Raw genomic sequence first — 12,997 nt, 5'->3', positions numbered from 1 at the left:
ACAACGAAGTATGGCAGCGCTCACTCTGAAAGGCGTTCGCAAAACGTATGACGGCAAGCAGTTCGTGCTGCACGGGATCGACGTCGACGTGGCGGATGGGGAATTCGTCGTGCTCGTGGGCCCGTCGGGTTGCGGCAAATCGACGCTCCTGCGCATGGTGGCGGGGCTCGAAAGCGTGTCGGAAGGCGAGATCGCGATTGGCGGACGCGTAGTCAACACGCTGGAACCGAAAGACCGCGATATCGCGATGGTGTTTCAGAACTACGCGCTCTATCCGCACATGAGCGTGAAGGACAACATGGCCTACGGCCTGAAGATCCGTGGCATCGAGCGCGCGCAGATCGACGCGCGCGTGGCCGCTGCCGCGAAGATCCTCGAGCTCGACCCGCTGCTCGCGCGCAAGCCGCGTGAGCTCTCGGGCGGCCAGCGCCAACGCGTGGCGATGGGGCGCGCGATCGTGCGCGAGCCGTCGGTGTTCCTGTTCGACGAACCGCTGTCGAACCTCGACGCGAAGCTGCGCGTGCAAATGCGCCTCGAGATCCAGCGCCTGCATGCGCGGCTCGCCACGACGAGCGTCTACGTGACGCACGATCAGATCGAAGCGATGACACTCGCGACACGCGTGATCGTGATGAACCGCGGGCACGCCGAGCAGATCGGCGCACCGACCGAAATCTACGAACGACCGGCGACGGTGTTCGTCGCGAGCTTCATTGGCTCGCCGGCAATGAATCTGCTGTCGGGACAGTTGTCGAACGACGGTACGACATTCGAGGTCGCGGGCGGTGGCCCGCGCTTGCCGGTGGCCGGCGCACGTGGCGTCGGGCGCGAGGTGGCGATGGGACGCGAGTGGATTCTCGGCATCCGGCCCGAGCATCTGACGCCACGGGCCGATGGTGCGGCGGCGTCGATGACGGTCGATTCCTGCGAATTGCTGGGCGCCGACAATCTCGCCCATGGCCGTTGGGGTAACCACGATGTGACGGTGCGCCTGCCGCACGCCGATCGTCCCGCGCGCGGGCAGGTGATCACGGCCGCGCTGCCGATCGAGCATCTGCATTTCTTCGATCCGGCGACGGGCAAGCGCGCCTGCTGATGCGCGGTGCGCCGCGCGTTGCGCGAGCCCCCGGGATCTCGAACGACACCAAGACACACGGAAACATTGAGCATGACGAAGCAAATCTCCACCTGGCCTTACCCGCGCGTCGTTGCCCATCGCGGCGGCGGGTCGCTGGCGCCAGAGAACACCCTGGCCGCGATCGATACGGGTGCGCGGCTCGGCCTGAAGATGATCGAATTCGACGCGAAGCTCGCGGCCGACGATGTCGTTTTTCTGCTGCACGACGACACCGTGAACCGCACATCGGATGGACGTGGCCTGGCGGCCAGCATGACGTATGCGCAGATTGCCGAGCTCGATGCCGGTAGCTGGTACGACGCCCGCTTTGCACGCGAGCCGATGCCGACGCTCGAACAGGTGGCTGCGCGCTGCGCCACGCACGGCCTTGCCGCCAACATCGAGATCAAACCGTGCCCGGGGCGCGAGGTGCAGACCGGGAGAATCGTGGCTGAGGAGGCCGCACGCTTGTGGGCAGACGCGGCCTTGCCGCCGCTGCTGTCGTCTTTCTCGTTCGAGGCCCTGGCCGCGGCGCGCGAAGCCGTGCCGGCGTTGCCACGCGGCATGCTGTACGGCCGTGTGCCGGATGACTGGCGTGCGCAGACCGACGCACTTGGCTGCGTATCGCTCCATGCCGATCACCGGGCGCTCGATGCCGGACTGGTCGCCGACATCAAGGCTGCCGGGCTTTGCATTCTGGCCTACACGGTCAACGACCCGGCCCGCGCGCGCATGCTCGGCGAGCGGGGCGTCGATACGATCTGCACCGACCGCATCGACCTGATCGGCGCTGACTTCTTCGAAGGCGCGTGATCAGACGCGCTGCTGCTCATGCGGGGCCCGTTGCGGGCCTTGTACGGGCGAGCTTTCTGCGGCTCTCCGTCAGCCAAGCCCCCTGCCTGTCACGAGCGCGAGCATGCCGACGATGGCCGGCATCTCTCAAGGGTTTTCCCGAGCGTACTCGTCCCGCAACTTCGGTGCCAACAGGCTGAAGCGAACGGGGCAACCAAAAAAAGAAGCAGGAAATCAGGCGGTTGAAACGACAACGCCGTCGCGCAAGGCGACGGCGTTTTTGCAAGCTCGCAAATTCGACTAGGCTTTAGAAGTTGTAGCCGATCTTCGCGAACGTGACGATCGGGTTGAGTCTGATCTTTGCTTGCGATTGAACCGTCAAGCCAAGTGGCCCGACGTTGTTCGAAGTGAAGTTCGCAGTCACGCTGACCGGGATGTACGAAACGGACAAGCCGGCGAACCAGTGTTTGTTGAACGAGTAATTGAAGCCTGCATTAAACACGGGTGCCCAGGAACGATCCGTCGAAACGGAGGTCGCACCATGCAGGAACTGGGACTGGAACTGGTCGTTGGTGATCTTGGCGTCGGTGAACCATACGCGCGTCACGCCGATACCGACGTACGGGCGGAACTTGTCGTCCGGCTTGAGGAAGTTCCACTTGAACAGCAGGGCGGGGCTCCAGAGCCGTGCGCTGCCGAGGGTACCGAACGACGACAGCGAGCCGGTGCCTTCGATGTCGAACTTTGGCGGGATGCCGCCTTCGATTTCAGCTGCGAGGTGATCGGTAATGAAGTACCCAAAGCTCAGGCCAATCGTATCCGACTGGTCCACGTCTGCGCCCGTGTTCGGGACCGACTGGTTGAGCGAGTTGCCGCCGACGCTCAGCACCTTGAGCGCGTCGCTGCCGCTCTGGGGTGCAAAGTGAAACCACCCGGTCGAGGTATAAAACGTTCCGGCCGATTGTGCGTATGCAGCCGTCGTGCACGTGAGTGCCACGGCGGCCCCCGTGATGGCCTGTTTTAATTTCATATGTGCTCCTCCATGAAAGGCCCGCCTATTATGAATAGAAGGTTTGAAACAAACCAAGCGCGCATGCTAGAGCATTCTCCCTAAGCACGGCGCGCCTTCGGCCTAAGCTGCGTACGGCCGTCTGAAGCGCTAACGCAGCCTTTTGTCCCTTCGGGTATTCACCAACGCACTAAATGGAACCCAGCATGGCACGGCTTGCACGTCTCTACGTTCCTGAACAGCCGCAGCACGTGATCCTGCGCGGACTCGATCAACAGCCCGCCTTCGTCGACGAGCAGGACTACGAGCTATTTGTCGATTGCCTGAAAGCCGCCTCGCGCGATCATCACCTTGCCGTTCACGCCTACGTGCTGATGCCAGGGGCGGTGCAGCTGCTCGTCACGCCGAGCGACGAATCGAGCTTGCCCAAAGCGATGCAGGCGGTGGGCAGGCGCTACGTCGCGCACTTCAATCGGCGTTATGCGCGGCGTGGCACGCTCTGGGAGGGGCGTTATCGCGCGACGGTCATCGAAGGCGAGCGCTACTTCCTGCTCGCGAGCCGCGTGATCGAACTCAGTCCGGTGCGCGCCCAGCTCGTCTCGGCGCCCGAAGACTATCGATGGTCGAGTTACCGGCATCACATCGGCGTCACCATCGACAGCCTCGTGACCGACCACTCGCTTTACTGGTCGCTCGGCAATACGCCGTTCGAGCGGCAACGCGCCTACAAGGAGCTGTGCGAGCAGCCGCTTGACGAGCGCGAAGCCAACGAATTGCAGCAGGCGACGCTCAAGGGATGGGTGCTCGGCGGCGAATCGTACCGGGAATGGGCCGCGCGTGCGGCAAATCGGCGCGTTTCTCCGCTGCCGCGCGGCCGGCCCAAGAAAGTGCGCGAGACGCCTCAGACACAATGACGCTGCACCGATTCGGTGCGGTGTGATGCGGCGCGAACGTCCGAGTTCGCCGCCGCGGGAGGCAATCGCTTGTCTGACGGTGCATTGGCGGCTCCTTGCGAGCCGCTTTTGTTTTGCCCGTTTTTGATACGGCCCTAATAAAAATGCACACCGATGATGCGTCGCAGTAAATGGTGTCAGATCAAGCCGTTTTGTTTGCTATTCCTTTGATTCGTCGCGTATATTCCGATTTCCGGTGGTCTCCCGGGAGCGGCTTTCCCGGCCCGCGGCCGTGCTGAATTCGGCTGCCCGGAGACTGCGGCGAAGCCCTTATGCGAATGGCCGATTACGGCTCCCTTACAGACGGTGTCCCCTCATGAACGACCAGCAACCGATCTCCCCGGTCCCCGCCGCGCAAGGTCTGTATGACCCGCAAAACGAGCACGACGCTTGCGGCGTCGGCTTCGTCGCCCACATCAAGGGCAAGAAAAGCCACGACATCATTCAGCAAGGGCTCAAGATTCTCGAGAACCTCGACCACCGGGGCGCCGTGGGCGCCGATCCGCTGATGGGCGACGGCGCGGGCATCCTGATTCAGATTCCCGATGCCTTCTATCGCGAGGAGATGGCACGTCAGGGTGTGACGCTGCCGCCGGCGGGCGAGTACGGTGTCGGCATCATCTTCCTGCCGAAGGAACACGCTTCTCGCCTCGCCTGCGAGCAGGAGCTCGAGCGGACGGTGAAGGCCGAAGGCCAAGTCGTGCTGGGCTGGCGCGACGTGCCCGTCGATCGTGCGATGCCGATCTCGCCGGCCGTGAAGGCGACCGAGCCCGTGATCCGCCAGATCTTCATCGGGCGCGGCAAGGACATCATGGTCACCGATGCGCTCGAGCGGAAGCTGTACGTGATCCGCAAGACGGCCAGCCACCGCATCCAGGCACTCAAGCTCAAGCACGGCAAGGAATACTTCGTGCCGTCGATGTCGGCGCGCACGGTCGTCTACAAGGGATTGCTGCTGGCGGGGCAGGTGGGTGTCTACTATCGCGATCTGCAGGACGAGCGCGTGGTGTCGGCGCTCGCGCTCGTGCACCAGCGCTTCTCGACGAACACCTTCCCGGCTTGGGAGCTCGCGCACCCGTACCGGATGATCGCCCACAACGGCGAGATCAATACGGTCAAGGGCAACGTGAACTGGCTCAATGCACGGACCGGCGCGATCGCGAGCCATGTGCTCGGCGACGACTTGCCCAAGCTGTGGCCGCTGATCTATCCCGGCCAGTCCGATACGGCATCGTTCGACAACTGCCTCGAGCTGCTCGTGATGGCGGGCTACCCGCTCGTGCATGCGGTGATGATGATGATCCCGGAGGCATGGGAGCAGCACACGCTGATGGACGAGAACCGCCGCGCGTTCTACGAATACCACGCCGCGATGATGGAGCCGTGGGACGGCCCCGCGGCCATCGCCTTCACCGACGGCCGTCAGATCGGCGCCACGCTCGACCGCAACGGCCTGCGTCCGGCGCGCTACATCGTCACCGACGACGATCTCGTGATCATGGCGTCGGAGGCGGGCGTGCTGCCGATTCCCGAGTCGAAGATCGTCAAGAAATGGCGTCTGCAGCCGGGCAAGATGTTCCTCATCGACATGGAGCACGGTCGCATCATCGGCGACAAGGAGCTCAAGGACAACCTCGCCAACGCCAAGCCCTACAAGAGCTGGATCGACGCCGTGCGCATCAAGCTCGACGAGATCGAGCCGAAGGCAGAGGACGTCGCGACCGAACGCCGTGAAGCCGCGGCGCTGCTCGATCGCCAGCAGGCGTTCGGCTACACGCAGGAAGACCTCAAGTTCCTGATGGCGCCGATGGCGCAGCAGGGCGAGGAAGCGGTCGGCTCGATGGGCAACGACTCGCCGCTCGCGGTGATGTCGAACAAGAACAAGACGCTCTATCACTACTTCAAGCAGCTGTTCGCGCAGGTCACGAACCCGCCGATCGACCCGATCCGCGAAAACCTCGTGATGTCGCTCGTGTCGTTCGTCGGTCCGAAGCCGAATCTGCTCGACACGAACAACATCAACCCGCCGATGCGCCTCGAAGTGTCGCAGCCCGTGCTCGACTTCAAGGACATCGCGAAGATTCGCGCGATCGATCAGTACACGGGCGGCAAGTTCAGCTCCTACGAGCTCAACATCTGCTACCCCGTCGCATGGGCCAAGGAAGGCATCGAGGCGCGGCTCGCGTCGCTGTGCGCCGAAGCCGTCGACGCCGTGAAATCGGGCTACAACATGCTGATCGTCTCGGACCGCCGCACCGACCGCGACAACGTCGCGATCCCGGCGCTGCTCGCGACGGCGGCGATCCACACGCATCTCGTCTCGCAAGGCTTGCGCACGAGCACGGGGCTCGTCGTCGAGACGGGCTCGGCGCGTGAGGTGCATCACTTCGCGTTGCTCGCGGGCTACGGCGCCGAAGCGGTCCATCCGTATCTGGCGATGGAGACGCTTGCCCAACTCGCGCAGGGCATGAAGGGCGATCTCTCGCCCGAGAAGGCCGTCTATCACTTCACGAAGGCGATCGGCAAGGGCCTGCAGAAGGTCATGTCGAAGATGGGCATCTCGACCTACATGTCGTACACGGGCGCGCAGATCTTCGAAGCGGTGGGACTCTCCAGCGATCTCGTCGAGAAGTACTTCAAGGGCACGGCCTCGAAGGTGGGCGGCATCGGCCTGTTCGAAGTGGCCGAGGAGGCGATTCGTCTGCACCGCGACGCGTTCGGCGACGACCCGGTACTCGCGACGATGCTCGATGCCGGTGGCGAATACGCGTACCGCGTGCGCGGCGAGGACCACATGTGGACGCCCGATGCGATCGCCAAGCTGCAACATTCGGCGCGCAGCAACTCGTATCAGACCTACAAGGAATACGCCCATCTGATCAACGATCAGACGCGCCGTCACATGACGTTCCGGGGCCTGTTCGAATTCAAGGTCGCCCCATCCAAGGCGATCGCGCTCGACGAAGTCGAGCCGGCCAAGGAGATCGTCAAGCGCTTCGCGACCGGCGCGATGTCGCTGGGCTCGATCAGCACCGAGGCGCACGCGACGCTCGCGATCGCGATGAACCGCATCGGCGGCAAGTCGAACACGGGTGAGGGCGGTGAGGACGAAAACCGCTATCGCAACGAGCTGCGCGGCATTCCGATCAAGAACGGCGACACGCTGGTGTCGGTGATCGGTCCGGAAGTCGTGCGCGACATTGCGCTGAAGGACGGCGATTCGCTGCGCTCGAAGATCAAGCAGGTCGCATCGGGGCGCTTCGGCGTGACGGCCGAATATCTCGCGTCGGCCGACCAGATCCAGATCAAGATGGCGCAAGGAGCCAAGCCCGGCGAGGGCGGTCAGCTGCCGGGCCACAAGGTTTCCGAGTACATCGGCAAGCTGCGCTATTCGGTGCCCGGCGTCGGGCTCATCTCGCCGCCGCCGCACCATGACATCTATTCGATCGAAGACCTCGCGCAGCTCATTCACGATCTGAAGAACGCGAATCCGGTGGCGAGCATCTCGGTCAAGCTCGTGTCGGAAGTGGGGGTAGGCACGATCGCGGCGGGTGTCGCGAAGGCCAAGGCCGACCATATCGTGATCGCAGGCCACGACGGTGGCACGGGCGCGTCGCCGCTCTCGTCGGTCAAGCACGCGGGCACGCCGTGGGAGCTCGGCCTCGCCGAAACGCAGCAGACGCTCGTGCTCAATCGCCTGCGCGGCCGCGTGCGCGTGCAGGCCGATGGTCAGATGAAGACGGGCCGCGACGTCGTGATCGGTGCGCTGCTCGGCGCCGACGAATTCGGCTTCGCGACGGCACCGCTCGTCGTCGAAGGCTGCATCATGATGCGCAAGTGCCACCTGAACACCTGCCCGGTCGGCGTTGCCACGCAAGATCCGGTGCTGCGCGCGAAATTCACGGGGCAGCCCGAGCATGTCGTCAACTTCTTCTTCTTCGTCGCCGAGGAAGTGCGCGAAATCATGGCGCAGCTCGGCATCCGCAAGTTCGACGAGCTGATCGGCCGCGCCGATCTGCTCGACACGCGCAAGGGCATCGAGCACTGGAAGGCCAAGGGTCTCGATTTCTCGAAGATCTTCCATCAGCCGACCATGCCCGTCGAAGTCGCGCGCCGTCATGTCGAGGAGCAGGATCATGGTCTCGCACGCGCACTCGATCACACGCTGATCGAGAAGGCGCGTGCCGCGCTCGAGAACGGTGAGCACGTCTCGTTCATCCAGCCCGTGCGCAACGTGAACCGCAGCGTGGGCGCGATGCTCTCGGGCGCCGTGGCGAAGAAGCACGGCCATGACGGCCTGGCCGACGATGCGATCCACATCCAGCTGAAGGGCACGGCGGGACAGAGCTTCGGCGCGTTCCTGGCGCGCGGCATCACGCTCGATCTCGTCGGCGACGGCAACGACTACGTCGGCAAGGGCCTCTCGGGCGGGCGCATCATCATCCGGCCGACCAACGATTTCCGCGGCAAGTCCGAGGAGAACATCATCTGCGGCAACACGGTGATGTACGGCGCGATCGAAGGCGAAGCGTACCTGCGCGGCGTCGCGGGCGAGCGCTTCTGCGTGCGCAACTCGGGCGCGAGCGCTGTGGTCGAGGGCACCGGCGACCACGGGTGCGAGTACATGACGGGCGGCACGGTCGTCGTGCTCGGCGAAACCGGACGCAACTTCGCGGCCGGCATGTCGGGCGGCGTGGCCTTCGTCTACGACGCGGACGGCACGTTCGCGGGCAAGTGCAACAAGTCGATGGTGACGCTCGAGCCCGTGCTGCAGCAGGCCGAGCAGGAGCACACGGTCGAGCGCGCACTGTGGCATCGCGGCGAGACCGACGAGGCCCTGCTCAAGGGGCTCATCGAACGGCACTTCCAGTTCACGGGCTCGCCGCGCGCCAAAGCGCTGCTCGAGAGCTGGGACATGTCGCGCCGTCAGTTCGTCAAGGTGTTCCCGACCGAGTACAAGCGCGCGCTCGGTGAATTGGGCGCGAAGAAGGCGGCCAAGGAGGCGCTCGCGGCATGAGCGCCGACACGACGAACGCCGCGTAGCGCGACCACGCCGTACGCCTGAGCGCGTGCGGCGCGAGGGCGCGCAGCGCAAAGACCAGCCGCCAGCCGGGCGGCCCCTGCGCCCGACATGTGGCGGCGCGCAGGCCGCTCGCCGGCCTCACCCGATACCGAAGATTTGGATAGAAGAGAACCTTATGGGCAAGGCAACCGGTTTTCTCGAGTTTGACCGTGTGCACGAAGCGTACGAAGTGCCGCTCTCGCGCGTGAAGCATTACAAGGAATTCGTCCACGCGCTCAGCGACGAGCAGGCGAAGATTCAGGGCGCACGCTGCATGGACTGCGGCATTCCGTTTTGCAACAACGGCTGCCCCGTCAACAACGTGATTCCCGATTTCAACGATCTCGTCTATCACCATGATTGGCGCAATGCGATCGAGGTGCTGCATTCGACGAACAACTTCCCCGAGTTCACGGGGCGCATTTGTCCCGCGCCGTGCGAAGCCGCCTGCACGCTCGGCATCAATGCCGATCCCGTCGGCATCAAGTCGATCGAGCACGCGATCATCGACAAGGCATGGAGCGAAGGCTGGGTCGCGCCGCAGCCGCCCAAGCGCAAGACGGGCAAGAAGGTGGCCGTCGTCGGCTCGGGCCCGGCCGGCCTCGCTTGCGCGCAACAGCTCGCGCGCGCGGGCCATGACGTGACGGTGTTCGAAAAGAACGATCGCGTCGGCGGATTGCTGCGCTATGGCATCCCCGACTTCAAGCTCGAGAAGTGGCTCATCGACCGCCGCATGCGGCAGATGGAGGCCGAAGGCGTGACGTTCCGCACGAGCGTGTTCGTCGGCAAGGAAGCCCTGCCGACGACGATCGGCAACATGGCGAAGGAGACGATTTCGCCTGAAACGCTGAAGGACGAGTTCGACGCGATCGTCATCGCGGGCGGCTCCGAAACGCCGCGCGATCTGCCCGTGCCGGGACGCGAGCTCGCGGGCGTGCACTTCGCGATGGACTTCCTGCCGCAGCAGAACAAGGTCAATGCCGGCGACAAGCTGCCCGAGCAGCTGCTCGCCAAGGGCAAGCACGTCGTCGTGATCGGCGGCGGCGACACGGGTTCGGACTGCGTGGGCACGTCGAACCGCCACGGCGCCAAGAGCGTCACGCAGTTCGAGCTGCTCCCGCAGCCGCCCGAAGAGGAGCACAAGCCGCTCGTCTGGCCGTACTGGCCGGTCAAGCTGCGCACCTCGTCCTCGCACGAAGAGGGCTGCCAGCGCGACTGGGCGGTCGCGACCAAGCGCTTCGAGGGCAAGAACGGCAAGGTCGAGAAGTTGATTGCGGCGCGCGTCGAATGGAAGGACGGCAAGATGCAGGAAGTGCCGGGCTCGGAATTCGAAATGAAGGCCGATCTCGTGTTGCTCGCGATGGGCTTCACGCAGCCGGCTTCACCCGTGCTCGAAGCGTTCAGAGTCGACAAGGATGCGCGCGGCAATGTGCGCGCGTCGACCGAAGGCCAGCGCGCGTACCACACGTCGGTCGACAAGGTGTTCACGGCCGGCGACATGCGTCGTGGTCAGTCGCTGGTCGTCTGGGCGATTCGTGAAGGCCGTCAGTGCGCACGGTCGGTCGACGCGTACCTGATGGGCAATTCCGACCTGCCGCGCTGACGAAGGGGCGCAGCATGCCGGCGCAGGAGATCGACGACTGGCATCGCTGCTTCATCGCGCTCGAGCCCGATGCGGCCACGCGCGCGGTGTTCGCTACGATGCCCGTCGGCAGTGCGCAGCGACGCGTGAGCGTCGATCAACTGCATCTGACGCTCGCGTTTCTCGGCTCCGTGCCGCCCGCTCAGGGCGAGCAGCTGGCGCAAGCGCTGCCGGGCGTCGTCGCGCCGCTGCCGCCGCTCGCGATTCAGGGCAGCGAGTACTGGCCCAATGCGACGCATCCGCGGCTCGTCGTCGTGTCGTTCGAGGAGTCGGAGCCGATGACGCAGTTCGAGGCGCGCGTGCGCGCACTCGTGCTCGCGCATGGTCTGCCCGTCGACGATCATCGCGCGTTTCGTCCGCACGTTACGCTCGCACGCCTGTCGCGCGATAGGCGTCCGGCGAGCCGCATCGGCACGGCCGATGCGAAAGCGGCGTTGTCGACGACATTCGAGGTGCGCGGCGGCACTAGCGCGCAGGTCTTGGCCCGCTTCGATAGGCTGACGCTCTATTCGAGCACGCTCGCCCGTCACGGCGCGCGTTATCGGGCGATCGCGTCGGCGCCCGTGCCCGCGTGTTGAATCGGCGCGCGGGCGCGGCTGCGTGAGCGGTGCACGCAGCCGCGATCGATTGCGCGCTTAAGCGACGGCGCGCTCGCCGCTGCGTTCGACTTCGAGCGTGTGCGGATGGAACGCGGCCAGCGCTTCGCGATGCGCGACGCTGACGATGGCGGTCTTCGGCAGGTGTTCGTCGAACAGCCGATAGATGCGCGCTTCGTTTTCGGCATCGAGCGCGCTCGTCGCTTCATCGAGGAACAGGAAGTCAGGCTTGTGCAGCAGCACGCGCGCGGCCGCGAGCCGTTGCTGCTCGCCCGGCGACAGCACGCGCGTCCAGTGCGCCGATTCGGCGAGCCGCGCAGCGTAGTCCTCGAGGCGGCAGGTGCGAAGCGCCTCGCGGCATGCCTCGTCGTCGTATGCATCGGCAGGCGCCGGATAGGCGAGCGCGGCTTTCAGCGTGCCGATCGGCAGGTAGCTTTGCTGCGGCACGAACATCATATGCGCGTCGACGGGCGCATCGATCGCGCCGTCGCCGAACGGCCACAGACCCGCGAATGCGCGCAGCAGCGTGCTCTTGCCCGCGCCCGAGGCGCCGCGCACGAGCCAGCGCGAACCGGGCTCGATCGCGACGTCGCCGATCGTCGTGAGCGGCGTACCGTTCGGCAGCGCGAGCTTGAGGCCGCGCGTAGTCAGCGTGGGTGCATCGACGAAATGCAGGTTGATGCCGCCGTGCTCGGTGGCCGGCAGCACCGATTCCTTCAGGTGCGTCGTGTGGATCACACGCTTGAATTCGCGCAGACGGTTGACGGTTGCGCGCCATTCGACGAGCGTGCCGTAACTATTGATGAACCACGAGAACGAGTCGCTGACGGTCGAGAACGCCGAGCGCACCTGCATCAGCACGCCCATCGTATAGGCGCCCGCGAAATACTTCGGTGCGGCGACCGCGATCGGGAAGATGAACGCGATGTTGCTATAGAAGCTCAGCACGAAACTCAGGCGCTTCGTGTACTTCATGATGCGCCACCAGTTGTCGCGAATGCGCGCGAAGATCGTCTTTGCGTTGTTTTCTTCGGTGCGCATGCCGTCGTAGAACGCGATCTGCTCAGCGTTCTCGCGCACGCGGATGAGCCCGAAACGGAAGTCGGCCTCGACGCGCTGTTGCTGGTAGTTGATCGACACGAGCGGATGGCCGAGCTTCTGCATCACGAACGAGCCGCCGAGCGCGTAGAGCGCCGCGGCCCACACCATGTAGCCCGGAACGACGAGCGGCTTGCCGCCCAGCGTGACCGTGAGCGCACCCGCGAGCGTCCACAGGATGAAGATGAACGTGACGAGCGTGACGACCGTCGAGAGCAGGTCGAGCGACAGCGACAGCGTGGTCGTCGCGAGCGATTGCAAGTCGTCGCTGATCCGCTGGTCGGGGTTGTCGGCGAGGCGGTCTCGCTCGATACGGTAGAACGCGCGCTCGCCGAGCCATTCGCGCAGGAACTGATCGGTCAGCCACTGACGCCAGCGAAAGCCGAGCATCTGGGACAGGTAGCGGCGGTAGACGAACAGCACGATCAGCGCGGCCACGATGCCCGAGAACACGATCATCAAGTGCGGAAAGTCGCGTACGTCTTTCGTCTGCAACGCATTGTAGAACTGCGCGCTCCAGCTGTTGAGGAAGACGGTGATCCGCACGGTGACGAGGTCCATCGCGATGATCGCGATCAGGAGTGTCCACGCGATCCTCCATTCCTTGGACACCCAATAGGGCTTGATGAGGCTCCAGGCCGAGACGGAGTGCGGGTCGCGCGGCGCATGGCTGCGCAGGGAAAGCGGGGCAGTGGACGGGGGCATGACTATGTTCTCGATCGGTTACC

General features: G+C 64.7%; 9 protein-coding genes. 7 read left to right on the top strand and 2 right to left on the bottom strand.

Annotated features, from left to right (window positions below):
- Positions 1-10 precede the first annotated feature (10 nt).
- The 3 genes from D7S89_RS24155 (at position 11) to D7S89_RS27275 (ending at position 2,213) form a co-directional block, all read left to right on the top strand.
- Complete coding sequence (locus D7S89_RS24155; protein ID WP_121281399.1) at positions 11-1,096, top strand: sn-glycerol-3-phosphate import ATP-binding protein UgpC; 1,086 nt, start codon at positions 11-13, stop codon at positions 1,094-1,096.
- Positions 1,097-1,168: 72 nt separating this feature from the next.
- On the top strand, positions 1,169-1,930 hold the full coding sequence (gene ugpQ, locus D7S89_RS24150) for a glycerophosphodiester phosphodiesterase (protein WP_121281398.1): 762 nt from the start codon (positions 1,169-1,171) through the stop codon (positions 1,928-1,930).
- 103 nt (positions 1,931-2,033) lie between these two features.
- Positions 2,034-2,213: a hypothetical protein gene (locus D7S89_RS27275; protein ID WP_147426756.1), complete on the top strand. Its 180-nt coding sequence runs from the start codon at positions 2,034-2,036 to the stop codon at positions 2,211-2,213.
- Between the two features lie 3 nt (positions 2,214-2,216).
- Here the strand turns inward: D7S89_RS27275 and D7S89_RS24145 are convergent, their stop codons facing one another.
- Positions 2,217-2,939: an OmpW/AlkL family protein gene (locus D7S89_RS24145; RefSeq protein WP_121281397.1), complete on the bottom strand. Its 723-nt coding sequence runs from the start codon at positions 2,937-2,939 to the stop codon at positions 2,217-2,219.
- Positions 2,940-3,124: 185 nt separating this feature from the next.
- Here D7S89_RS24145 and D7S89_RS24140 point away from each other — a divergent pair, with 185 nt between their 5' ends.
- The 4 genes from D7S89_RS24140 (at position 3,125) to thpR (ending at position 11,153) form a co-directional block, all read left to right on the top strand.
- Complete coding sequence (locus D7S89_RS24140; RefSeq protein WP_121281396.1) at positions 3,125-3,832, top strand: transposase; 708 nt, start codon at positions 3,125-3,127, stop codon at positions 3,830-3,832.
- Positions 3,833-4,187: 355 nt separating this feature from the next.
- Positions 4,188-8,888 (top strand): glutamate synthase-related protein, encoded by a 4,701-nt coding sequence (locus D7S89_RS24135; protein ID WP_121281395.1) that lies wholly within the window; start codon positions 4,188-4,190, stop codon positions 8,886-8,888.
- Positions 8,889-9,069: 181 nt separating this feature from the next.
- Positions 9,070-10,536, top strand: a complete 1,467-nt coding sequence (locus D7S89_RS24130; protein ID WP_121281394.1) for a glutamate synthase subunit beta — start codon at positions 9,070-9,072, stop codon at positions 10,534-10,536.
- A gap of 14 nt (positions 10,537-10,550) precedes the next feature.
- Complete coding sequence (gene thpR / locus D7S89_RS24125) at positions 10,551-11,153, top strand: RNA 2',3'-cyclic phosphodiesterase (protein WP_121281393.1); 603 nt, start codon at positions 10,551-10,553, stop codon at positions 11,151-11,153.
- 57 nt (positions 11,154-11,210) lie between these two features.
- On the opposite strand, the gene D7S89_RS24120 is transcribed toward thpR, so the two are convergent.
- A complete protein-coding gene (locus D7S89_RS24120) occupies positions 11,211-12,974 on the bottom strand; it encodes an ABC transporter ATP-binding protein/permease (RefSeq protein ID WP_121281392.1) in 1,764 nt (587 codons plus the stop codon).
- Positions 12,975-12,997 lie beyond the last annotated feature (23 nt).

It is taken from the genome of Trinickia fusca, assembly GCF_003628145.1.
In the GTDB taxonomy this organism is placed as follows: domain Bacteria; phylum Pseudomonadota; class Gammaproteobacteria; order Burkholderiales; family Burkholderiaceae; genus Trinickia; species Trinickia fusca.
This window is presented reverse-complemented; position numbering and strand designations above follow the sequence as displayed.

Coding starts and splice junctions, on each gene's coding strand:
- D7S89_RS24155 (WP_121281399.1), top strand. CDS start 11: ATGGCAGCGCTCACTCTGAAAGGCGTTCGCAAAACGTATGACGGCAAG.
- ugpQ (WP_121281398.1), top strand. CDS start 1,169: ATGACGAAGCAAATCTCCACCTGGCCTTACCCGCGCGTCGTTGCCCAT.
- D7S89_RS27275 (WP_147426756.1), top strand. CDS start 2,034: ATGCCGACGATGGCCGGCATCTCTCAAGGGTTTTCCCGAGCGTACTCG.
- D7S89_RS24145 (WP_121281397.1), bottom strand. CDS start 2,939: ATGAAATTAAAACAGGCCATCACGGGGGCCGCCGTGGCACTCACGTGC.
- D7S89_RS24140 (WP_121281396.1), top strand. CDS start 3,125: ATGGCACGGCTTGCACGTCTCTACGTTCCTGAACAGCCGCAGCACGTG.
- D7S89_RS24135 (WP_121281395.1), top strand. CDS start 4,188: ATGAACGACCAGCAACCGATCTCCCCGGTCCCCGCCGCGCAAGGTCTG.
- D7S89_RS24130 (WP_121281394.1), top strand. CDS start 9,070: ATGGGCAAGGCAACCGGTTTTCTCGAGTTTGACCGTGTGCACGAAGCG.
- thpR (WP_121281393.1), top strand. CDS start 10,551: ATGCCGGCGCAGGAGATCGACGACTGGCATCGCTGCTTCATCGCGCTC.
- D7S89_RS24120 (WP_121281392.1), bottom strand. CDS start 12,974: ATGCCCCCGTCCACTGCCCCGCTTTCCCTGCGCAGCCATGCGCCGCGC.